Annotated in this window: 22 protein-coding genes; 12 read left to right on the forward strand and 10 right to left on the reverse strand. The window is 55.1% G+C overall.

The genetic code is table 11. The annotated features are described in order from the left end of the window. Positions 1 to 59 precede the first annotated feature (59 nt). Positions 60 to 1,163, forward strand: coding sequence for a glycosyltransferase family 4 protein (locus BM007_RS19025; RefSeq protein ID WP_024906623.1), 1,104 nt, complete (start codon positions 60 to 62; stop codon positions 1,161 to 1,163). Here BM007_RS19025 and BM007_RS19030 read toward each other — a convergent pair. From BM007_RS19030 to rfaD, 5 genes are read right to left on the reverse strand one after another with little or no spacing between them, the layout of a single operon-like run. Continuing rightward, entirely contained in the window at positions 1,142 to 2,251 is a 1,110-nt protein-coding gene (locus BM007_RS19030) for a glycosyltransferase family 4 protein (RefSeq protein ID WP_090420366.1), read from the reverse strand. The genes BM007_RS19025 and BM007_RS19030 overlap by 22 nt on opposite strands. Next, positions 2,248 to 3,351, reverse strand: a complete 1,104-nt coding sequence (gene rfaQ, locus BM007_RS19035; RefSeq protein WP_048992817.1) for a putative lipopolysaccharide heptosyltransferase III — start codon at positions 3,349 to 3,351, stop codon at positions 2,248 to 2,250. The genes BM007_RS19030 and rfaQ overlap by 4 nt, the downstream gene beginning before the upstream one ends. After that, a complete protein-coding gene (gene rfaC / locus BM007_RS19040) occupies positions 3,344 to 4,330 on the reverse strand; it encodes a lipopolysaccharide heptosyltransferase RfaC (protein ID WP_024906620.1) in 987 nt (328 codons plus the stop codon). The genes rfaQ and rfaC overlap by 8 nt, the downstream gene beginning before the upstream one ends. A gap of 3 nt (positions 4,331 to 4,333) precedes the next feature. Then, positions 4,334 to 5,380 (reverse strand): ADP-heptose--LPS heptosyltransferase RfaF, encoded by a 1,047-nt coding sequence (gene rfaF, locus BM007_RS19045; protein WP_090420369.1) that lies wholly within the window; start codon positions 5,378 to 5,380, stop codon positions 4,334 to 4,336. Positions 5,381 to 5,382: 2 nt separating this feature from the next. Beyond that, positions 5,383 to 6,315, reverse strand: a complete 933-nt coding sequence (gene rfaD, locus BM007_RS19050) for an ADP-glyceromanno-heptose 6-epimerase (protein ID WP_024906618.1) — start codon at positions 6,313 to 6,315, stop codon at positions 5,383 to 5,385. Between the two features lie 215 nt (positions 6,316 to 6,530). Between rfaD and kbl the strand changes: the two genes are divergently transcribed. From kbl to BM007_RS19080, 6 genes are all read left to right on the forward strand, one after another. Next, complete coding sequence (gene kbl, locus BM007_RS19055) at positions 6,531 to 7,727, forward strand: glycine C-acetyltransferase (protein WP_024906617.1); 1,197 nt, start codon at positions 6,531 to 6,533, stop codon at positions 7,725 to 7,727. Between the two features lie 9 nt (positions 7,728 to 7,736). Continuing rightward, a complete protein-coding gene (gene tdh, locus BM007_RS19060) occupies positions 7,737 to 8,762 on the forward strand; it encodes an L-threonine 3-dehydrogenase (RefSeq protein ID WP_024906616.1) in 1,026 nt (341 codons plus the stop codon). Positions 8,763 to 8,938: 176 nt separating this feature from the next. Next, on the forward strand, positions 8,939 to 10,519 hold the full coding sequence (locus BM007_RS19065) for a phosphoethanolamine transferase family protein (protein WP_090420373.1): 1,581 nt from the start codon (positions 8,939 to 8,941) through the stop codon (positions 10,517 to 10,519). A gap of 66 nt (positions 10,520 to 10,585) precedes the next feature. After that, positions 10,586 to 11,845 carry an O-antigen ligase family protein gene (locus BM007_RS19070; RefSeq protein WP_368073431.1) on the forward strand — a complete coding sequence of 420 codons (1,260 nt, stop codon included), beginning with the start codon at positions 10,586 to 10,588 and terminating at the stop codon, positions 11,843 to 11,845. A gap of 71 nt (positions 11,846 to 11,916) precedes the next feature. Beyond that, a complete protein-coding gene (locus BM007_RS19075; protein WP_024906613.1) occupies positions 11,917 to 12,765 on the forward strand; it encodes a glycosyltransferase in 849 nt (282 codons plus the stop codon). 15 nt (positions 12,766 to 12,780) lie between these two features. Beyond that, complete coding sequence (locus BM007_RS19080) at positions 12,781 to 13,695, forward strand: capsular polysaccharide synthesis protein (RefSeq protein WP_254780656.1); 915 nt, start codon at positions 12,781 to 12,783, stop codon at positions 13,693 to 13,695. 34 nt (positions 13,696 to 13,729) lie between these two features. On the opposite strand, the gene BM007_RS19085 is transcribed toward BM007_RS19080, so the two are convergent. From BM007_RS19085 to gpmM, 3 genes are read right to left on the reverse strand one after another with little or no spacing between them, the layout of a single operon-like run. Further along, positions 13,730 to 14,662: a divergent polysaccharide deacetylase family protein gene (locus BM007_RS19085; RefSeq protein WP_061716213.1), complete on the reverse strand. Its 933-nt coding sequence runs from the start codon at positions 14,660 to 14,662 to the stop codon at positions 13,730 to 13,732. A 3-nt stretch (positions 14,663 to 14,665) separates the two neighbouring features. Next, positions 14,666 to 15,925 (reverse strand): murein hydrolase activator EnvC, encoded by a 1,260-nt coding sequence (gene envC, locus BM007_RS19090; protein WP_024906610.1) that lies wholly within the window; start codon positions 15,923 to 15,925, stop codon positions 14,666 to 14,668. A gap of 33 nt (positions 15,926 to 15,958) precedes the next feature. Further along, a complete protein-coding gene (gpmM, locus tag BM007_RS19095) occupies positions 15,959 to 17,503 on the reverse strand; it encodes a 2,3-bisphosphoglycerate-independent phosphoglycerate mutase (protein ID WP_090420381.1) in 1,545 nt (514 codons plus the stop codon). Between the two features lie 247 nt (positions 17,504 to 17,750). Between gpmM and BM007_RS19100 the strand changes: the two genes are divergently transcribed. The 5 genes from BM007_RS19100 to cysE all read left to right on the forward strand — a co-directional run bounded on the left by BM007_RS19100 (position 17,751) and on the right by cysE (position 20,860). Beyond that, positions 17,751 to 18,182, forward strand: coding sequence for a rhodanese-like domain-containing protein (locus tag BM007_RS19100; RefSeq protein ID WP_023309913.1), 432 nt, complete (start codon positions 17,751 to 17,753; stop codon positions 18,180 to 18,182). Positions 18,183 to 18,193: 11 nt separating this feature from the next. Then, complete coding sequence (gene grxC / locus BM007_RS19105; RefSeq protein ID WP_008502715.1) at positions 18,194 to 18,445, forward strand: glutaredoxin 3; 252 nt, start codon at positions 18,194 to 18,196, stop codon at positions 18,443 to 18,445. 32 nt (positions 18,446 to 18,477) lie between these two features. After that, positions 18,478 to 18,945, forward strand: a complete 468-nt coding sequence (secB, locus tag BM007_RS19110) for a protein-export chaperone SecB (RefSeq protein ID WP_003860835.1) — start codon at positions 18,478 to 18,480, stop codon at positions 18,943 to 18,945. Then, positions 18,945 to 19,964: an NAD(P)H-dependent glycerol-3-phosphate dehydrogenase gene (gpsA, locus tag BM007_RS19115; RefSeq protein WP_023309915.1), complete on the forward strand. Its 1,020-nt coding sequence runs from the start codon at positions 18,945 to 18,947 to the stop codon at positions 19,962 to 19,964. Before secB ends, gpsA begins: the two co-directional genes overlap by 1 nt. Before the next feature lie 74 nt (positions 19,965 to 20,038). Beyond that, the gene (gene cysE / locus BM007_RS19120; protein ID WP_008502718.1) at positions 20,039 to 20,860 is read left to right on the forward strand and encodes a serine O-acetyltransferase; all 822 of its coding nucleotides are present in this window, start codon (positions 20,039 to 20,041) and stop codon (positions 20,858 to 20,860) included. Here the strand turns inward: cysE and trmL are convergent. Together trmL and BM007_RS19130 are read right to left on the reverse strand one after the other, a co-directional pair. Beyond that, positions 20,857 to 21,330, reverse strand: coding sequence for a tRNA (uridine(34)/cytosine(34)/5-carboxymethylaminomethyluridine(34)-2'-O)-methyltransferase TrmL (gene trmL, locus BM007_RS19125; RefSeq protein WP_090420384.1), 474 nt, complete (start codon positions 21,328 to 21,330; stop codon positions 20,857 to 20,859). The two genes, cysE and trmL, sit on opposite strands and share 4 nt — an antisense overlap. 45 nt (positions 21,331 to 21,375) lie before the next feature. After that, positions 21,376 to 22,716: an MFS transporter gene (locus BM007_RS19130; protein WP_090420387.1), complete on the reverse strand. Its 1,341-nt coding sequence runs from the start codon at positions 22,714 to 22,716 to the stop codon at positions 21,376 to 21,378. Between the last annotated feature and the right edge of the window lie 164 nt (positions 22,717 to 22,880).

The raw sequence follows: 22,880 nt of genomic DNA on the forward strand, positions 1-22,880 counted from the left end.
AAAGATCCTGCCAGGCGGCAAATTAGCGTCACGCGGACGAGATTCTTAACAGGAAATGTATGCATATTGTTCACACTGAAGCAGACGGTGGCAAAGGCGGACAGCCTCTGCGCATTATCAACGAATCGCTTGGGATGATTCAGCGTGGCCATCAGGTTACTCTCCTTTGTCCGGAAACCGCGCCGCTGCATGCGCTGGCGCGCAATGCCGGATTGACGGTTGTCACGATGCCGTTGAAGCGCAAGAACCTTAAAAATCTGCGGTTGCTGCGTCGCTGGCTGAAGGATAACCGTCAGTCGATTGACGTTATCAACAGTCACAACTCTGCCGATACATGGCTGGTGGCGCTGGCGAATCTGACGCTCGCCAACCCTGTGCCGCTGGTCCGCACCCGTCATGCGTCAGGCGTACCGCGCAACAACTGGACGACACGCTGGCTGTTCCGCACGGCCTGTGCACATATCGTGACCACGGGGGAGGCGTTGCGTCATCAGGTGGCAAATATTGGCGTGCCGATGTCCCAGAGTACCTCGGTGCCAAGCGGTGTCGATACGCAGCGTTTTCACCCGGGAGATAAGCACGAAGCCCGCGCGCATTGTGGCCTGTCCGGAGACGATTTCTGGCTGGGCGTGGTGTCGCATTTGCGCCCGAACAAAGGCCATAGCGTACTGTTGCGCGCCCTGGCGAAAATCGACAATCCACACATCAAGCTGGCGATTGTCGGCGAAGGCCCGCACAAGGCGACGCTGGAACAGGAAATCGCCGCGCTGGGATTACAGCAGCGCGTGGTCATGGCGGGACATCAACCCGATCCGGAACGCTGGTTTCCGGCCTTTGATATTGCGCTGAGTCCTTCGCACGATATGGAAGGTGTTCCACAGGGCGTACTGCAATCATTAGCCACCCGTATTGCAACTATTGCGACGGACGCCGGTGGAACGGGAGATGCGGTGATTAACGGGCAGACGGGCATTTTAATCGCGCAGCGCGACGAAAACGCACTGCACGATGCCATAATGAAACTCTATGACGACTCAGCCCTTCGCGAGACGCTCGCGCAACAGGGGTATGACTATCTGAGTACACATTTTACCCGCGAATGTATGCTGGACGCGATGGAGAAGGTCTTCTCCGATGCGGCTCAGCGCAGCAGATCGCGATAAAGTGCCTGCAGCTCTTTCGCCATTCTGTCCAGGGTGAAGGGCTCCGCAGTTGCACGCGCAGCAGCGGAGTAATCGACACCCTGTTCACGGCCTTTCAGCCATTGAGATATGGCCTGCTGGTAGCCTTCGCTGTCCAGCGCATCACGCACCCAGCCGTTTTTACCCTCGTTTATCCACTCCGCCGCACCGCAGCCGTGGCTGGTAAGCAGCGGCAGACCGCAGGCCAGCGCTTCCACGCAGACGTTCGGGAAGGGATCGTAAAGCGTCGGCAGGATCAGAGCATCAGCCGTCCCATAGACTTCGCGCACGTTGGCAACGGGTCCCAGGAACTTCACGCGTGAGGAAACCCCCAGTGCCTGTGCCAGTTTTTCAAACTTCCGCGCATGTTTATCGCGTCCGGCAATTAGCAGCCAGACGTCAGAGTGCGGCACAATGGCGCGTAGCGCGGTGGCGACACCTTTACGGCTGAAACCTGACCCAACATACGCCAGTACCGGTGCGTTACGGGGAATGCCCAGTGCATCACGCTGCGAAAGGGCGCGGACCTCAGGGCTAAACTGAACGGTGTCTACGCCGTTGTAGATCACCGTCAGCTTGTCTTCCGACAGCCCGAAGCGACGGGCAATATCATCGCGCACCATCTTCGAATTACAGATCACCTTGCGCAGCTGCGGATGGGTAAACATCTGCGTCTCAGCCTGCAGAATGTAGCGGTGATAGCGGCTGAGAGATTGCGCCCAGCGCGCCAGTGGCGAGAGGATGCGGCCATATTGCTCAAGCCAGGCGGCGTGAACCCCGTCACCGGCCCGGAAAATGGTCGCTCCCGGTATGCGCTCGTGGCTTTGCACAATATCAAACTGCGCAAAATGCGAAGCGGCTTCGGTGGCAAAGCCGGATTCACGGGCGATACGGTTACGGAACGGCGGATTGACCGTCAGCGTTTTCCAGCCGGTGGCGTCTTCCCACTGGCGGGCAATCAGCGTCACGTCCAGGGACGTGTCCTGCGACAGCACGTTAAGCGCGCGCGAGACGAAACGTTCTGCACCACCGTTGGGGTTGTAGGTTTGTCGGACTATCGCCAGCTTCATGCAGGATTTTCCAGGAGCATCGTGTCGATGGCGCTCAGCACCTGCTGTGGGGTGATGGCTGTGATGCAGTCTGAGACACCGCTGTCTCCGCAGCCCGCTTTACCGCACGGCTGGCAGGTAAACCCGGCAACGATTACGCGATAGTTCACCCCCCACGGTGCCCACTTGATGGCGCCGGTAGGGCCAAAGATGGCGACGGTCGGGGTACCGACGGCGCTTGCAAGGTGCATCGGCATGGAGTCCACACCGAAATAGACCCGCGCGTGCTTCATGAGCGCGCCCAGTTCTTTCAGGTTCAACTGACCGCTCAAATCAAAGACCGGCTGGGTGAGCGCAGCGCGCAGCTCGTCCATGTAGGCCTTCTCTTCTTTTGACGGTGCGGCGGAAAGGATAATTGGCAAGCCGCGCGCCGCCAGGTTATCAATGGTCGCTGCCAGCTTTTTGATATCCCAGGCCTTAAACATCCAGCGCGAGGTCGGGTGAACCAGAATGTAGGATTTACTCGTGAGCCCAAACCCGGCCAGTTTTTCGGCCACAGAGGCTTCTGCCGCGTCACCAGGCACAAAAAGCGTATGCTTGTCTTCGTCGGACTGGGGATGAATACCAATCCGGCGCAGGGCGTCAAGATTGACCTCCACCATATGGCGGCTGTTGTCCTGAATCGCCGGGTAGAGAGTGGTGAATGACTTCACCCAGCGACGACGCGCCAGCCCCCCGCGTTTATCCGGCCTGAAGCCGACGGAGACGCGCGGCTTCAGGCGACGCGCCAGGCGCGCGCCGTGCCAGTGTTCGGTCAGATTAATCAGCACGTCATACTGACGGTCTTTCAGGGTATTCAGCAGGGCGCGGTAAAGGCGGAATTGTTCGAACCACCCCTTTTTGCGCCAGTTGCGCCCAATAGTATGGACCTGGTCGATATGCGGGTGGCTGGTCAGCATCGCCTGCGTGTCGTCATAGACCAGCGCGTCGACCTCCACGTTGGGCCAGTTCTTTTTCAGCACGGTAAAAACCGGCGAGGTAAGCAGAACGTCACCGTGGTGACGCAGCTTAATAATCAGCACGCGCTTTGGCGGGCGCTCCGCTGAGAAAAAATCAGACATAGGCTCTCTCTGCTGCCAGCAAAGGCTCTAATTGCGCAAATACCGCAGCGGCGCTGAGATCGCTCAGCTGCGATGAGTGTTCCGGGCGGCAGATATACTGATTTTTTCCATAGCCGCCGATCAGGCCCGGGTCCGTTGGGCCGTAAAGCGTGATGTTAGGACGGTCCAGCGCCGCCGTCAGGTGGCTGAGGCCCGTATCCACGGAGACCACAGCCGTAGCGCCTGCCAGCGCCTGAGCGACGCCGTCAAGTTTCATGCGTGGCAGAACGTCCACGTAATCAAACCCTTCTGCCAGACGTTTGGCCCGTGCCTCTTCGTGCGGTGCGCCCCACGGGAGTTTAATACGCAGCCCCGCGCTTGCCAGCAGGCCGATCAGTTCGCGCCAGTACGCTTCCGGCCAGTGCTTGTCATCGCGGGTTGTCGCGTGAAGGAAAATCAAATAAGGGTCGCTTTTCTGCGATGAGGCGTGCAGGAAATGCCGGGAAATTGCATAGTCGCCCTGGGTTTCCGGTTTCGCATAGCCCAGACTTTTGGCAAACAGCTCGCGGGTACGTTCCACCGCATGCTGTTGCTTTGCGATGTGATGACGACGGTTATAAAACAGGCTCGCCAGCGGTTCGCGGGCGCTGTGCCAGTCCATCCCGTGCTTTACGCCGTGTGCCAGACGCGTTACCAGCGCGGCGCTTTTCACCAGCCCCTGGGCGTCGATGATGGCGTCGTAACGCTGTGCCTGCACCGCCTCACGGAAGGCTTTGCGTTCGGCTTTAATCGGCGCGGAGAACCACGCTTTGCGCCAGCGGCGAATCGCCACCGGGATCACGCGGTCAACCGCTTCATGCCAGGTGGGGATCTGCGCGAAGCCTTCCTCCACCACCCAGTCAAAACGAATGCCGGGAATGGCCCGCATGGCATCCGTCAGTGACGGCAGCGTATGCAGAACATCGCCCATCGAAGAAGTTTTAACGATCAGTACCCGCATTCGTTATCCTTCTTCGCTCAACAGCAGCTCGTTAAGCTCTTCGAGAACGCGCGCTGGCGTAATGTCGATCAGGCTCTGATGGTAGCCTTCTGCGGCATCGCCTTTGCGCACTTTGTGGTAGCCGGTGATCAGGCGGATGACGCGCGCTTTATGAGAAAGCGGGGGCGTGAAGTCCGGGCTACTTGGGCCATACAGCGCCACCAGTGGGCGGTTGAGCGCAGCGGCGACGTGCATCAGGCCAGAGTCGTTAGTGACCACCGCTTTACAGGCGGCAATCAGGATAACAGCCTGTTCAAGCTGCGTTTCTCCTGCCAGATTGCGGCACCAGGCCTGCTGCTCGTTGCTCAGCGTGGCGAGAATTTCGTTGCCAGCCTCGTGATCTTTTGCCGAACCGAACAGGACAATCTGGTAGCCTTCGTCAATCAGCTGTTTCGCCAGCTCCGCATAGTGATAGTGCGGCCAGCGTTTTGCCGGGCCGAACTCGGCGCCTGGGCAGAAGCCAATCATCGGGCGTTCAGACGAAAGACCAAACGTGCTGCAGGTCTGGGATTTTTCACCGTCGTTAACCTGAAGCTGTGGCCAGAGCAGCGGCTGCGGCAGATCTTTCGCGCTGCGCATCACGCCTTTGTCATAGGCCAGCGCCACATAGCGCTCCACCATCAGCGGCCAGGCTTCTTTATCCAGCACCCGCGCATCGTTCAGCAGACCGTAGCGCATTTCACCGCGCCAGCCGGTGCGATGTGGGATGCCCGCAAAGAAGGGCACCAGGGCGGATTTAAAGGAGTTTGGCAGGACATACGCGCGATCGTAGCGCTTCTCGCGCAGGCTATGACCGAGCTTGCGGCGTTCGCCGATTTCCAGCGCCCCGTGGCCGAGTGGCATCGGGATGGCTTCATTCACTTCCGGCATACGCGATAACAGCGGACGGCACCATGCGGGTGCCATCACGTCGATTATCGCCTGGGGATAACGCGCCTTGAGCGTGCGATAGAGACTTTGCGACATCATCATGTCGCCCACCCATGACGGGCCGATCACCAGAATTCTCATACTTACGCGTCGCGGTTCAGCCAGGCCATATATTCCGTTACGCCTTCGGCAACGGTCTTGAACGGCTTGTCGTAGCCTGCGGCGCGCAGGTTGGTCAGATCGGCCTGCGTGAACGCCTGATAACGGCCTTTCAGTTTTTCCGGGAACGGAATGTACTCGATGCTGCCTTTTTTGTGATACGCCAGCGTGGCGTCAGCCACTGCCTGGAAGGATTCCGCACGGCCGGTACCGAGGTTGAAGATGCCGGACACGCCGTTTTCCCAGAACCACAGGTTTACGGCCGCCACGTCGCCCACGTAAACGAAGTCGCGCTTAAAGCCGTCGCTGCCTTCGAACAGTTTAGGGCTTTCTCCGTTATTCAACTGGGTGTTCAGGTGGAACGCCACGCTTGCCATGCTGCCTTTGTGGCCTTCACGCGGTCCATAGACGTTGAAGTAACGGAAACCAACGATCTGTGAGTTCGCTTCTGGCAGAACCTGACGCACGTACTCGTCGAACAGGAATTTAGAATAACCGTAGACGTTCAGCGGCTGCTCATATTCGCGGGATTCGATGAAGTCCGAGGTGCGGCCGCCGTAGGTTGCCGCGGAGGAGGCGTACAGGAACGGAATCTCACGCTCCAGGCAGTAGTGCAGGATCTCTTTAGAGTACTGATAGTTGTTGTCCATCATGTACTTACCATCCCACTCGGTGGTGGAAGAACACGCACCTTCGTGGAAGATGGCTTCGATCTCGCCGAACTCTTCGCCTGCCATAATCTGGATAAGGAAGTCTTCTTTATCCATGTAGTCAGCGATGTTCAGATCCACCAGGTTGACGAACTTAGTGCCATCTTTCAGGTTGTCAACCACCAGGATGTCGGTGATGCCTTTGTCATTGAGAGCCTTAACAATATTACTGCCGATAAAGCCTGCGCCGCCGGTAACGATGATCATAACTGTAACCTTTGAAGTGTGGAGCCCGGGGACAATCCCGGACGCTAATGTCTCTATCATATCATTAGTATGGCTGCCCTTCAGCCATTCACCTTCACAGTGCAGGGGTACGCGTGATTTATGCTGCAAAAACGATAAGAGATGACGTGTCATCTCGTCATGAACTATAGGTTTGGGTAATATGTCCCGAAATTTGCCGAGTCTGGAGAATTGCAATGCGTGGTGATTTTTACAAACAGTTAAACAGCGACCTCGACACCGCACGTGCGGAAGGGTTGTTCAAGGAAGAGCGTATTATCACGTCTGCCCAGCAGGCGGACATCACCGTTGCCGACGGCAGCCATGTGATTAACTTTTGTGCGAACAACTACTTAGGTCTTGCGAATCATCCTGAGCTGATTGCCGCTGCAAAAAACGGCATGGACACCCACGGTTTCGGCATGGCCTCCGTACGCTTTATCTGCGGTACCCAGGACAGCCACAAGCAGCTTGAGCAAAAGCTGGCGAGCTTCCTCGGAATGGAAGACGCGATTCTGTACTCCTCCTGCTTCGACGCCAACGGCGGTCTGTTTGAGACCCTGCTCGGCGCAGAAGATGCGATTATCTCCGACGCCCTGAACCACGCCTCCATCATCGACGGCGTACGCCTGTGTAAAGCGAAGCGTTTCCGCTACGCCAACAACGACATGGTTGAACTGGAAGCGCGCCTGAAAGAGGCTCGTGAAGCGGGTGCTCGCCACGTACTGATCGCCACCGACGGCGTGTTCTCCATGGACGGTGTGATCGCTAACCTGAAGGGCGTGTGCGACCTGGCAGACAAATACGACGCGCTGGTGATGGTCGATGACTCTCACGCGGTGGGCTTTGTCGGCGAAAACGGCCGGGGCTCCCACGAATACTGCGACGTCATGGGCCGCGTGGACATCATCACCGGTACGCTGGGCAAAGCGCTTGGCGGCGCATCCGGCGGCTATACCGCCGCGCGCAAAGAGGTGGTTGAGTGGCTGCGTCAGCGCTCTCGCCCGTATCTGTTCTCCAACTCCCTGGCGCCGGCGATTGTTGCCGCCTCCATCAAAGTGCTGGAGATGGTGGAGTCTGGCGCTGAGCTGCGCGACCGTCTGTGGTCCAACGCCCGTCTGTTCCGTGAAAAAATGAGCGCCGCAGGTTTCACCCTGGCCGGTGCTGACCACGCGATCATTCCGGTGATGCTGGGTGATGCGGTCGTCGCGCAGCAATTTGCCCGCGAACTGCAGAAAGAAGGTATTTACGTCACCGGGTTCTTCTTCCCGGTGGTGCCAAAAGGTCAGGCGCGTATCCGCACCCAGATGTCTGCGGCGCATACGCCTGAACAAATTGAACGTGCGGTGGAAGCCTTTACCCGCATCGGCAAACAGCTGGGCGTCATTGCCTGAGGACGTGTGATGAAAGCGTTATCCAAACTGAAAGCGGAAGAAGGGATTTGGATGACCGACGTGCCGGAACCGGAAGTCGGTCATAACGATCTGCTGATCAAAATTCGTAAAACGGCTATCTGCGGTACTGACGTTCACATCTACAACTGGGACCAGTGGTCGCAGAAAACCATTCCGGTACCGATGGTTGTCGGTCACGAATATGTCGGCGAAGTGGTGGGCATCGGCCAGGAAGTAAAAGGTTTCAAAATTGGCGACCGCGTCTCCGGTGAAGGCCATATTACCTGTGGTCACTGCCGTAACTGCCGCGGCGGACGTACGCACCTGTGCCGTAATACCATCGGCGTGGGCGTGAACCGTCCGGGCTGCTTCGCGGAATACCTGGTGATCCCGGCCTTTAACGCCTTCAAAATCCCGGACAATATTTCTGACGATCTGGCCTCCATCTTCGATCCGTTCGGCAACGCGGTACACACCGCGCTCTCCTTCGACCTGGTCGGTGAAGACGTGCTGGTCTCCGGCGCGGGCCCAATCGGCATTATGGCGGCAGCCGTGGCGAAGCACGTGGGTGCGCGCAACGTTGTGATCACCGATGTGAACGAATACCGTCTGTCTCTGGCGCGCAAAATGGGGGTCACCCGCGCGGTGGATGTCTCGAAAGAGAGCCTGACCGACGTGATGGAAGAGCTGGGCATGACCGAAGGCTTTGACGTGGGCCTGGAGATGTCCGGTGCGCCGCCGGCGTTCCGCACCATGCTCGACACCATGAACCACGGCGGTCGTATCGCGATGCTGGGCATTCCGCCGTCGGATATGTCTATCGACTGGAACAAAGTGATCTTCAAGGGGCTGTTCATCAAGGGCATCTATGGCCGCGAGATGTTTGAGACCTGGTACAAGATGGCGGCGCTGATTCAGTCCGGTCTGGATCTGTCCCCAATTATTACTCACCGTTTCTCCATCGATGAGTTCCAGCAGGGCTTCGACGCGATGCGTTCCGGCCAGTCAGGGAAGGTGATCCTGAGCTGGGAGTAACCTGTCTGCTGGCATCACTTTTACGGGTGCCAGCGCTCTTTCTTAGCGGTTTGACTTTCCAGAAGTTACTTGTTAACTTCTGGCGAAATTTCATCCATTCTGTCTTCTCCGCACGTTCATTCTTGCAATCAAAATGATTTCGTCAGGAAAGATATTGCCAGGCTAATCAGGTCATTATGTCCACACTGTTTTCACAGAAGTTGGTTGAGACACCTTCGCGATTTACCGCTTTCTTTACTGTCGTTATTTCTCTGCTAATAGTCATTGGCGTTAATATTATACATGCTAAATATAATGCGGTGATTAACCGCACGTTGGTTTTCGCGCTGATATTGCTGACATTAAAATGTATAAACAATAAATTAATCAGGAATGTACTGGCGATTATTTTATTAATTCCGGTTGCAGCAGATATTACTTTACAGCTATACGCCTGGAGTAATTTCAATTCTGCGTTTAGTTATGGTTTTGCGCTGAGCGTACTCAATACGACACCGGGTGAAGCAAGTTCGATGCTCGGTTTGTACTGGCGGGATTGCCTGATCTTTATCGCCCTGTCCGCGTTGTTCATTTATACCGCGAATACCGGCAAATGGCCTGTCGCGCCGCGTTTTCGTCGCTGGCCCGCCGTTGCGCTTGCCGTCACGCTGCTGGCTTTTTATGGTCAGGCCTTGCAGCATCAACTCAGGAAAAGCAGCGTCGAAAGCCTGGCACAGCGCGTGGTTCAGGCGACGCCTGTTAGCACATCAAAAGTCTTTATGCAGGCCATCGAAGATAATGCCGTGGTTGCCAATATCGGCAACAACATTCCTGATTATAAAATCACGTTATCCGATTCCGGCATCGAAAACTATGTGCTGATCATTGGTGAGTCTGAGCGCACGGCAAATATGAGTATCTATGGTTATCAACGAGATACTACTCCAGAGCTGGAAAAGCAAAAATCGCAGCTCTTACTGTTCCGCAATGCCGTTACGCCTGCACCGGTCACGATTATGGCGGTACCGCTGGCGTTAACCGCGGATACTGTGAATGCACGCGATCCGCGTAAGTATGGCGATAACGTCATCAATATCGCTAATAAAGCGGGATATGATACGTACTGGTTTAGTCGTCAGGGTAAAGGAGGGGCGCATAATAACGTCATTACCGGCATTGCTCTGAACACGAAACAGCATGAATGGATTGACGGGGGCTACGACGAAGACCTTTTGCCGCTGTTGCAGAATGCGCTTAAAGCGCCGGGCAAGAAATTAATTGTTCTGCATTTGTACGGAAGTCACGAACCTTCCTGTCGACGCTTCCCTGCCAGCCAGGCGGTTTTGCACGGTGATAATGAAGCCGATGACTGTTATGACAACTCTGTGCGATATACGGATACGTTGATGGGCAAGGTCTTTAGCCTTCTGGAAAACTCGCGCTCATCCGTCATGTATTTCTCCGATCATGGCCTCATTCGCGATCCGAAGCGTGCAGTCGCTTACTCCCACGGTAACGTTAATCCTCCGCGAGAGGCGCTGCATATCCCGGTGTTTATCTGGTACGGACATCAGGTGGATTCTGGTAAGCAATATACCGGAGATTACAATACCGTATGGTCAGCTGATGATATTAATACGCTGGCAGAGCTGTGGCTTGGGATCCATCGCCAGGGGGAGCCTGTCCAGTCGGTACAGTCCTGGCTTACCGGTTACAATAAGAACGTTTCCGTGCTGGACACGACCGGGAAGTCCTATGACTGGCGTAATATTCGTTAACACTGGTGCGATAAACTTGCATTTAGCAGTGTGCTAGCCTGCTTTGCCTTCTTAGTAAATGGAATAATGATGATTAATGTAGAACGAGATAAGGTCCAGTTTGCGTTGTTGCAATTACTCTTTGGACTGTGTGCTATCGCTTTTGGTTGCGTAGTTGTTTCACCCAATTTATCTGCCAAAATTTTCGGCCTGGCGGGTGTTACCGCATTCGTTATTTTCTTGTTGGATATTAAAAATTTCAGAAAGAATGATGCATTCTGGCTTTGTCTGGTCCTGTTGATCATCGGGATTTGCGATCTGGTCTGGTATCGAATGTATAAGGTTGATAGTGCGGCGATCAACTCATATCGCGCTTATCTTGAAGTCGGGAAAATCTGCCTGTTCGGAGCATTTTCCATCTTCGTGTTTGTGAACCGTAATCAGCTCAAAGTAGGTAGCAATAAGATTCATATGCTGCTGGCTATCGCATTGCAGGTGATGATTGTTGTCTACGCCGGGTACCAGCACCTGTTTCTTGAAAACCAAAGGGTAACGCTCTCCCTTGCTGGTGGAGCTGATGCAACAGGAGCTGCCTATACCATTGCGTTTATCTCGTTCTATACGATTCTGGTGCTACAACACAGTTCAAGTCGATGGAAAGAGCTGTTTATACTCGCGCACTTCTTTATTACTTTCCTGGTACTGGTGGCGACAGAAACGCGGGCAGCTATTTTGACCTATCCGATTATTTTCTTCGGCTTGATGGTATTTAAGCTGTACCGGGACAAGCATATTCCGTGGAAGGGGGTGTCTGTTTTTCTGATCGCTTTGCTGGCAGGCGCATTTATGATGAAAGACAGTCTGACACAGCGTTATAATGACTTTAATAATGACATCGCTTCCTATGATAAAGCGAACAGTGCCACTTCTGTTGGGGCTCGTTTTGCTATGTGGAAGGTGGGATTAGCTGCATCTAAAAATAGTTATTTATGGCAGTCTACTGATGAGCGAAACGCAAAGATAATTGATGAAGTTAATAAAGATCCAAGCCTGTCAGGTGCACTGGATCACATTCGTGGTCATCTTCATAATGAAATCGTTGAAACGCTTTCTGTAAAAGGTCCTTCAGGCGTTATTCTCTATATTCTGTTTGTTATATCGCTTGGCTGGTATGCATTACGTATCCGTAAAAGTATTATTCTTTTCGCTTTCCTGGTCTCGATTGTTATGTTCGGAGTAGGTGGCGTGATGTTCTATTCAAAAACAACCCCTGTAGCCTGGATGCTGACGTTGATAATGTCGATTGTTTTCCTTGAACAGAACAAACACCATAAGGTCATTAAGTAATCGTTTTGATTCTCCATCGGGAAAAAGGTATTCTCCCGATGGAGAAATACCTTTTACCAGACGAGCATGCCATGAACGAACTGATTTCAGTAATCATCACCACCTACAACAGAGAGGCGTTGCTGGAGCGCGCAATTCGTTCAGTTATTGCTCAGACATACCCTGCGGTAGAATTGGTTATTGTCGATGATTGTTCTAATGAGCAAACCGCTCAACTTATCGAGCGTATGCGCGCGGAGTGTGAAGCGCGTTTTGTGCATTTCATCTACGAACGTAACGAAAAGAACAGCGGTTCAAACTTCAGCCGTAACCGGGGGTATGCGCTATCGCACGGCGTGTTTGTGACGGGGCTGGATGATGACGATTATTTCCTGCCAGAACGTCTGACGAAACTCGCTGAGCGGTATGATGATAAGTATGCCTTTGTGACGGATACCCCCGCCCGGCTGGATAAAACCCACCGCACTTATCCGGATACTGATGATAAAAGGATAATTGCGCTACAGGATATTTTGTGCGAAAACGTGGTGGGCAATCAGGTCTTGACCACTAAAGAAAAACTATTAGGGGTAGGCGGATTTTCTCCTGAAATTAAACAACAGCAAGATCGCGACGTCTGGATTAAATTAATTCTGAAATATGGTCCAGGTATCAAGTACAGTTTCAGTACGGCGATGGTAGATGCTGAACACGGGAGCGATCGGATTACGTCGCAAGTTAAAAAATACAATGCGTACCGTAAGCTCTATTTTAAATATCGACAGTACATGTCTGAAGTTACTCGCAGTAATAACTTGTTCCAGCTCATGTCTTTTCGTGGGTTTAAATCGACTCGTATGAATTGTTTATTACGAGGGCGTAAAAAAGACGCTAAGTTAAAAATGAAACTGCTTCGTCGTACGCTAAAAGAGCTATTCTGAATTTATTAAGGTGAAATGATGAATCTCAATGCAACGAATAAGCTCATCAAGAAAACCCGACGCTGGCACAAAAAAACGGGTTTTTCTCTTTTTCAGCGTGCGGCCAGCCATTTTGAGCGGAAGAAAAAAGAGACAATTTTTAGCATTATTGATGAACTGCATGTTCAGCCTGACGCTGCGCAACTAACTGAATCGGAACAATCACGCATCATCTGGATCTGCTGGTTCCAGGGGCTCGATAGCGCGCCTGAGTTGGTGAAACGATGCATTGCATCTGTTCAAGCAAACACGCCGGATGCGCAGGTCATTATCCTGACGGATGAGAATATCCCTGACTACCTTACTCTCCCTGAACACATCAAAACGAAATACCAGGCGGGGCTGATTAGTAAGGCGCAATACTCTGATATTGTTCGCTGTTCTCTGCTGTATCAATATGGCGGGATCTGGATGGACGCCACGGTGTTCATGACGAAGCCGGTGCCGGAAACATTTTTTGAGAACACCTTCTCATCACTACGTTTTGATTCACCTGAAAACGCATTGAGCCAGGGTTACTGGACGGCCTATTTTCTTGCAGCCCAAAAGGGATGCTCACTGGTAAAGACGGTTCGGGATATTCTGTATCGCTACTGGCAACACCACGATATCCTGATTGAATACTTCCTGATTGATTACAGTTTCTTATATGCGCGCGAGTGCTATCCGCAGTTTCGTCAGATCATGGATCAACAGCCGGTCACCGGGAATAATCGCTTTCTGATTCGCCAGTTCATCTCAGCGAAACCTGATTTGACGGCCATGGCGATGCTAAATAATGATCCCGTGGGCATTTATAAGCTCTCGCACAAAGAACAATACCAAACTACAGACAACGGCCAGCCGACGTTGTATAGCCAGATCCTCGACGGTTCTTTCGAACTGAAGTGATAAAAAAGCCACCATGACGGTGGCTTTTTTATCGTCAGGCTTTCTTACCCCATCCCTGCCACTGCTGCTGGACGTATTTCACCAGCGTGCTGTTGCTGATGCTGTCTCCGATAACAGAGAAGAAGCGGGTCGCATAGACCGGTTCAGGCGGTTGCTTCGGTACACAGCGCTTCACGCCGCGGAACGGATTACGCGGCGCTGTAGGGACGGGCTGCGCAGAATTCGGTGTGGAGGTATCCACCTGCGGCTCGTTCAGCAGATCGCTCGGACGTACAAGCGTGATATCGGAAGGCAAGGTCGGCAGCATTTGCTGCAGGACGCGAACGGTAGACGGGTGCGGGTGACCGATGGCAATGGCAGAGCCATTACGGCGGGCCAGCTGTACCGCGCGATTGAACTGCATACGAATATCGGCTTCGTTCTGGGTGTCATCCAGGAACACCTTACGCTTAATCACCTTTACGCCCGTTCCCTGAGCGGCGCGCATCGCCTGGCTGTTGCCGATGGTCATGCTGTCGAGGAAGTAGAGGTTATAACGCTCCAGCGCCTGCATCACTTTGAGCATCCCGTACAGGCTGGAGGTCATCGCGCTGCCCATGTGATTGTTCAGCCCAACGGCATACGGCACTTTGTTGTAGGCGTCGCGGATGATGCGCTCGATCTCCTCGCTGCTCATATCCGGGCGCAGGGTATCTTTTTCCAGCGGCTGCTTGCTGAGCGGTGCCATGGGCAGGTGGATGAGAACCTGATGACCGCTGCTGTGGGCTTTGGTCGCCATCTCACGCGCGTGAGGGGCATTCGGAAGGACGGCGACAGAGATGGCCGACGGCATCGCCAGCACCTGATTTTCATAGTGTGGACGATAACCGAAGTCATCAATTACGATAGCGAGTTTACCTGCGTATACCGGTGCAGCCAGCGCCAGCGCGCTGACGACGGAGAAAACGATTCGACGAAATTGAAGCAAAACTTATCTTCCCAACCACGGCTGTGGATTGACCGCCTGACCCTGACGACGAATTTCGAAATAGAGTGACGGGCGGCCCTGACCGCCACTGCTGCCCACAAGGGCGATGGGTTGGCCGGCGCGCACCTGTGTGCCGACGCTGACCAGCGCGCTCTGGTTGTAGCCGTAAAGACTCATATCACCTTTACCGTGTTCGACCACCACCACCAGTCCGTAACCCTGCAGCCAGTCGGCCAGAATCACGCGGCCATCGGCGATGGCTTTCACTTCGCTACCTTCAGACGCACCGATAACGATCCCTTTCCAACGTAGCTCACCCTGCAGCTGTTCGCCATAGCGATGCAGAATTGAACCGCGAACGGGCCAGAAAGCCTGACCGCGAGGCGAGCCTAAACCGCCGGTACGCGACATCAGGGAACGTTCGCTCTCGCTTGGCTTGTAGGTGGTCCCTTTGCGGGACGCTTCCTGCTGCTTATCGCGAACGGCCTGCGCCTCGCGAGCCTCTTTTTCGGCGCGCGCTTTCGCCGCCGCTTCTGCCCGGGCGATGCTGTTACGCAGTTTGGATTCGTTGGCGCGCATTTCGCTTAGCTGGCTTTGACCTTCCTGAATGGAGGATTCAAGGCCGGAAAGGGTTTTCTTACGTTCGTTGCGAGCCTGCTCAAGCTTCGCCTGCTGGGCCTGCTGATCGTAGAGCAGCGTCTGCTGCTGGCTCTGCTTCTCTTCCAGCTCGGCTTTTTGTGTGGAGACCTCTTCGCGCGTCTGCTTCAGCTGCGCGATCGTCTCCTGACGCGCCTGGTTGAGATAGCCAAAGTAGGCCTGCAGGCGCTGGCCGCGCTGGCTCTCTTCGCCGCTGAGGATCAGCTGGAGTCCGGTATGTTCACCCTGGCGGAATGCGGCATCAAGCTGTGCGGCAAGATTGCGCTCTTGCGCATCGCGCTGGCGCTCCAGTTTGGCAATTGACGCGTTCATCTCGTCGATCTGTTTATTCAACTGGGCGAGGGTGTTTTGCGTTTCACGGAGTTTACGCGTGGCGGCGGAGATCGCCTCTTCCTGCTGCTTGAGCTGGGCGAGCAGGGTGGAGCGCTGCTGCTGCTGCTGGCGCACCGCACGCTCTTTGGCGGCGATATCGGCCTGAATAGATTTCAGCTGGTCGCGGTCATCCGCATGGGCGGATGCGGCGCACAGCAATACGCCAGCGCTCAGTGCGCTGGCGTAAAACAGAGGTCTGACTGATAACCTAAGCGGCTTCACGACCCATGTGATTGAAAAAATCGCCTTTCCCCTCATGGGGAGCGATTATTCCACGATGAACAGCGGCTTACCAGTCATCTCTTCAGGGATCGGCATCCCCATCAGCGACAACATGGTTGGCGCGATGTCAGAAAGCTTGCCGCCTTCCACTGCTTTCAGTGATTTATCACCCACATAAATCAGCGGAACAGGCAGGTTGGTATGGGCCGTGTGCGCCTGGCCGGTCGCCGGGTCGCGCATCTGTTCAGCGTTTCCGTGATCCGCGGTGATCAGCAGCTGGCCGCCAACGGATTCAACCGCTTTCGCAACCTGCTCAACGCAGTGGTCCAGCGCTTCAACCGCTTTCACTGCCGCTTCCATCACCCCGGTATGACCGACCATGTCACCGTTCGGGTAGTTACAGATGATGGTGTCGTACTTACCGCTCTTGATGGCCGCAACCAGTTTTTCAGTCAATTCTGCAGAGCTCATCTCTGGCTGCAGATCGTAGGTGGCCACTTTCGGGGAGTTGATCAGAATGCGGTCTTCGCCTTTGAACGGCTCTTCAACGCCGCCGTTAAAGAAGAAGGTGACGTGCGCGTACTTCTCGGTTTCAGAGATACGCAGCTGCGTTTTGTCGTTCTTCGCCATCCACTCGCCGAAGGTATTGGCCAGCGAGGCGGGTGGATACGCGCATGGGGCTTTGATGTCTGCCGCGTATTCGGTCAACTGGATGAAGTCGAGTTTCACCACTTTCTTACGGGCAAAACCGTCGAAGTCGCTGTTGACGAACGCACGGGTGATTTCGCGCGCGCGGTCAGCGCGGAAGTTCATGAAGATCAGCGCATCGCCGTCTTCCATGGCGGCATCAGCCTGGCCTTCAGCACGGATTACGGACGCTTTCACGAATTCGTCATTTTCATCACGTGCATAAGCCGCTTCCAGGGCCTCAACGGCGGTCGCGAACTGGAATTCCCCTTTTGCCAGGGTCAGCAGGTCATAGGCCTGTTCAACGCGATCCCAGCGGTTGTCGCGGTCCATGGCGTAGTAACGACCAATGATGGAGGCAACGCGGCCTTTACCCAGCGCGGCGAATTTGTCTTCGAAGGCTTTCAGGGAGCCTTCTGCACTGCGTGGTGGCGTGTCGCGACCGTCCAGGAAGGCGTGCAGATAGATTTTTTCCGCACCGCGTTCAGCGGCCAGCTCAACCATCGCCATGATGTGATCTTCGTGGCTGTGAACGCCGCCTGCAGAGAGCAGGCCCATGATGTGAACGGCCTTGCCAGCGGCAACGGCTTTATCAACCGCGCCAGACAGCGTTGGGTTGGAGAAGAAGGTGCGTTCTTTGATTTCAACATCCAGACGCGTCAGATCCTGATACACAATACGCCCGGCGCCCAGGTTAACGTGACCGACTTCGGAGTTGCCCATCTGGCGGTCCGGCAGGCCCACTTCCAGGCCAGACGCGTCAATCAGCGTATGCGGACGTTTTGCCCACAGGGCATCCATGACCGGAGTTTTGGCGTTGAAAATAGCGTTATCCTGGCTGTCTTCACGGTAGCCATAGCCATCCAGAATCACCAGTACCATAGGTTTTTTAGAAACCGACATTGCGACAACCTCATGCTCAAGAGTCAAAATTTGCGTAATTTTACTACAGCTGAATCGATCAAATAGCCGCAGAAGATCAAAGAAAGCGCAGGGGCAAGGTGCTGACCAGACCATTTTGAGGCATTTTTTTAGGTGGCATGCCGCAGAAAATGGATTAGGTTAGGGTCGCTGGCTGTATTTGCCAGAACGCACAGGTATACTCCTGTCCTGGTTTTTTTTATCACTTAGTCGGGAGTAGTTACCCTCCATGCAAGAAATTATGCAATTCGTTAGCCGCCATCCGGTTCTGAGCATCGCGTGGATTGGCCTGCTGGCTGCTGTGCTGTTCACCACATTTAAGAGCCTGACGTCTAAGATTAAGGTTATCACCCGTGGTGAAGCGACGCGTCTGATTAACAAAGAAGATGCCGTCGTTGTCGATCTGCGTCAGCGTGACGATTTCCGCAAAGGTCACATTGCGGGCGCAATCAACCTGTTGCCAGCTGAAATCAAAGCGAACAACGTCGGTGAGCTTGAAAAACACAAAGCCCAGCCGATTATCGTTGTGGATGCGACCGGCATGCAGGCACAGGAATCTGCCAGCGCGCTTCATAAAGCAGGCTTCGAAAACGTAACGGTGCTGAAAGAAGGTATTTCCGGCTGGAGCGGGGAAAATCTTCCTTTGGTGCGCGGTAAATAAGGAGTTCAGTCATGGCCCATATTGAGATCTATACCAAAGCGACGTGCCCGTTCTGTCATCGTGCGAAAGCGCTGCTGAACAGCAAAGGCGTCACGTTCCAGGAACTGCCGATCGACGGTGACGCGATTAAACGCGAAGAGATGATCCAACGTAGTGGTCGTACGACGGTTCCACAGATTTTTATTGATGCGCAGCACATTGGCGGCTGTGATGACTTGTATGCGCTCGACGCCCGTGGTGGACTCGATCCGCTGCTGAGCTAAGAGACTTTAGGACAATTAAAAAGGGTATTTCCATGTCAGAACAAAACAACACCGAAATGACTTTCCAGATCCAGCGTATCTACACCAAGGATGTCTCTTTCGAAGCGCCAAATGCGCCACACGTTTTCCAGAAAGATTGGCAGCCAGAGGTTAAACTTGATCTGGATACCGCATCTACCCAGCTGGCAGATGACGTGTATGAAGTCGTGCTGCGTGTGACCGTTACCGCCTCTCTGGGCGAAGAAACTGCATTCCTGTGTGAAGTACAGCAGGGCGGTATCTTCTCTATCGGCGGCATCGAAGGCAACCAGATGGCGCATTGCCTGGGTGCGTACTGCCCGAACATTCTGTTCCCGTATGCACGTGAATGCATCACCAGCCTGGTTTCTCGCGGTACATTCCCGCAACTGAACCTTGCGCCAGTTAACTTTGATGCGCTGTTCATGAACTATCTGCAGCAGCAGGCTGGCGAAGGTGCTGAACAACATCAGGATGCCTGATGAGCACTGTTAATGCGTCAATGACTGTGATCGGTGCCGGCTCATACGGCACCGCTCTTGCCATTACTCTGGCAAGAAATGGTCACGAGGTGGTCCTGTGGGGCCACGACCCAAAACATATCGCCACGCTGCAGCGCGATCGTTGCAACGTCGCGTTTCTCCCGGACGTTCCGTTCCCTGACTCCCTGCACCTTGAAAGCGACCTTGCTACCGCGCTGGCGGCCAGCCGCAACATTCTGATTGTGGTTCCGAGCCATGTCTTTGGCGACGTGCTGCGTCAGATTAAGCCGCTGATGCGCCCGGATGCGCGCATTGTCTGGGCGACAAAAGGACTGGAGGCCGAAACCGGACGCCTGCTGCAGGACGTTGCCCGCGAAGCGCTGGGTGATGAGATCCCGCTGGCGGTCATCTCCGGCCCGACCTTTGCCAAAGAGCTGGCCGCTGGCCTGCCGACGGCGATTTCGCTGGCCTCAACCGACCAGGCCTTCTCCGACGATCTTCAACAGTTGCTGCACTGCGGCAAGAGCTTCCGCGTCTACAGCAACCCCGATTTTATCGGCGTGCAGCTGGGTGGGGCGGTGAAGAACGTGATTGCGATTGGCGCCGGGATGTCCGACGGCATTGGTTTTGGTGCCAATGCGCGTACGGCGCTGATCACCCGCGGGCTGACCGAAATGTCCCGCCTGGGCGAAGCGCTGGGTGCCGATCCGGCCACCTTTATGGGGATGGCAGGCCTGGGCGACCTGGTGCTGACCTGTACCGACAACCAGTCTCGTAACCGCCGCTTTGGCATGATGCTCGGACAGGGCAGCGATGTAAAAGGCGCGCAGGAGAAGATTGGTCAGGTGGTTGAAGGCTACCGCAATACCAAAGAAGTCCGCGAGTTGGCGCACCGTTTCGGTGTCGAAATGCCAATAACCGAGGAAATTTATCAGGTATTGTATTGCGGAAAAAATGCGCGCGAGGCAGCATTGACCTTATTAGGTCGTGCGCGCAAGGACGAGCGCAGCAGTAACTAGTCGGAATCGTTGTCACCTGAATGACCCAGCCAGCGCAGAACTGGCTGGTCATTAACTATCGTCTGGAGTAAGCAATGCCGTGTGAAGAACTGGATATCGTCTGGAACAATATTAAAGCCGAAGCCCGGGCGCTGGCCGACTGCGAGCCTATGCTGGCCAGTTTCTACCACGCAACGCTACTCAAGCACGAAAACCTCGGCAGCGCGCTCAGCTATATGCTCGCCAACAAGCTGGCGTCCTCGATTATGCCTGCTATCGCCATTCGTGAGGTGGTGGAAGAGGCTTACGCCGCAGACCCGGAAATGATCGCCTCTGCCGCATGCGATATCCAGGCCGTGCGCACGCGTGACCCGGCGGTCGATAAATATTCTACGCCACTGCTGTACCTGAAAGGCTTCCACGCCCTGCAGGCTTACCGCATCGGCCACTGGTTGTGGAATGAAGGCCGCCGCGCGCTGGCGATCTTCCTGCAAAACCAGGTTTCCGTGACCTTCCAGGTCGATATTCACCCGGCGGCAAAGATTGGCCGTGGGATCATGCTCGACCACGCCACCGGGATTGTCGTCGGGGAAACGGCGGTGATTGAAGATGACGTCTCGATCCTGCAGTCGGTCACCCTGGGCGGTACCGGTAAAACCAGCGGCGATCGCCATCCAAAAATTCGTGAAGGGGTGATGATTGGCGCGGGCGCCAAGATCCTCGGCAATATCGAAGTCGGGCGCGGCGCGAAGATCGGCGCAGGCTCCGTGGTGCTCCAGCCTGTGCCACCGCATACCACCGCCGCTGGCGTACCGGCTCGCATCGTCGGTAAACCAGACAGCGATAAGCCGTCCATGGACATGGATCAGCACTTCAACGGCATTCACCATACCTTCGAGTATGGTGACGGCATTTAACTTCTGAGAATGGCGCCCGGGTAACCCAGCTGGCGCCAGGCTTCATACACCACGACCGACACCGCGTTCGACAGGTTCATGCTGCGGCTGTCCGGCATCATCGGAATACGGATTTTCTGCTCGGCGGGCAGGGCATCCAGGATCGTGGCCGGCAGGCCGCGGGTTTCCGGGCCAAACATCAGATAGTCACCTGCCTGATAGCTCACGGCGCTGTGTGCTGGCGTGCCTTTGGTGGTCAGGGCGAACATGCGCTGCGGCTGCTCGACTTCCAGAAACGCGGCGTAATCGTGGTGGCGAACGACGGCGGTAAATTCATGATAATCCAGCCCTGCGCGACGCAGACGTTTGTCGTCCCACGTAAAGCCCATCGGCTCAATGATATGCAGACGAAAACCGGTGTTGGCACACAGGCGGATGATATTGCCGGTATTTGGCGGAATTTCTGGTTCGAATAAAACGATGTTAAGCATGCTGCCCCCTTAATTGCGGGGGCAGAATAGCAGAAAAGAGAGGAACTACGCGACGCCGGGTTCCTGCGAGCGGCTGTACAGCATTTTGTAGACGGTTGCCGCAGCGGCCACCAGGGCGGGCACGCTGAGGATCATTAAAATACTGTCTGCCTGCCACTGCATCGAAAGAAGCTGCGCGCTGGTCATGGTTCCCGCCACGCCACCAAAGCGGCCGATCCCCTGCATCCAGGCGATACCCGTCGCGCGGCACTCGGTAGGGTAAAAGGTGGCGGCCAGGGTTTGCATGCCCGACTGCGCGCCGTTCATCGCGATCCCCATCAGGAAAATCAACCCGCCAAACAGGGCGATATGGTTATGCTCAATGCCGAGCAAAAGAATAAGGCCCATCGTCAGCACGAAACCACACGCAACCACCCTGTGCGCTTCCCAGCGGTCCATCATCCAACCTGCAAGCAGGATGCCGGCGGTGCCGCCGAAGGTGAACAGCGAGGTGAGCCAGGCGGATTCCGCCAGCGCATAACCCATCCCCTGCATCAGCGTTGGCATCCAGCTCAGCAGGACGTAGTAGATGACCAGCCCCATAAAATAGGTCACCCACAGCATCAGGGTACCGGGCAGCCAGGGCATGGAAAACAGCTGCGACACGCTCCCTTTTTTAGACGCGACTTTCTCCTCGGCCAGGAAAAAGCCTGTGACGCTCTCCAGCGTGCCGCGGGCAAACCGGCTGGCAATGCGGCGGACCTGCATGACGTCTTTCCCGCGCTGCACCAGAAACTTCACGGACTCCGGTAAAAACAGCGCCAACAGCAGCGTTAAAATCAGCGGCGCAATTGCGCCGGTCAGCAGCACGCTTCGCCAGCCGTGGTGGGGGATAAGCCAGGACGAGATCGCGCCGCCGCCCGCCGCACCCAGAGGGAAGCCGCAGTACATGGTATTAATCGCCATGGCGCGGCAGCGCTGGGGGGCAAACTCGGAGATCAGCGTAATGGCGTTCGGCATGGCGGCGCCGAGCCCCAGGCCCGTCAGAAAGCGCCACAGCGTCAGGGTATTCAGACTTTGCGCCCAGGCCGTGCCCAGGCTTGCCAGGCCGAAGAACAGACACGAAAAGACCAGCACGCGCTTGCGCCCTATCCGGTCCGATACCGGACCTGCGATCAGCGCGCCCAACGACAGCCCCAGCAGCGCTGCGCTCAGCACCGGCCCCAGATCCTGTTTGTGTATCCCCCATTCTGCCGACAGGGTAGGCGCGATGTAACCCATCGCTGCCGTATCAAAGCCATCGATCGCCAGAACCAGAAAGCCCAGCACAATGAGCAGCCAGTGAAACCCTGAAAAGCGACTCTCGTCGATTACCTGCTGAATATCCACCTTACCTGAATACGCCATACGCTCCACTCCGATCTGATGTTGTTTTTGTGTTCTTGTATTTGCTTGTCTATACAATTGCGTGCGGCAGGTGGATGTCAAATTTTCTTATCCAATATGTTATCTGGATGTTATTTTTGGCATAAAAAAGCGCCCGAGGGGGACTTCGGGCGCATGAGAAAGGG

Source organism: Enterobacter sp. NFIX59 (assembly GCF_900113755.1).
Taxonomy (GTDB): domain Bacteria; phylum Pseudomonadota; class Gammaproteobacteria; order Enterobacterales; family Enterobacteriaceae; genus Enterobacter; species Enterobacter pseudoroggenkampii.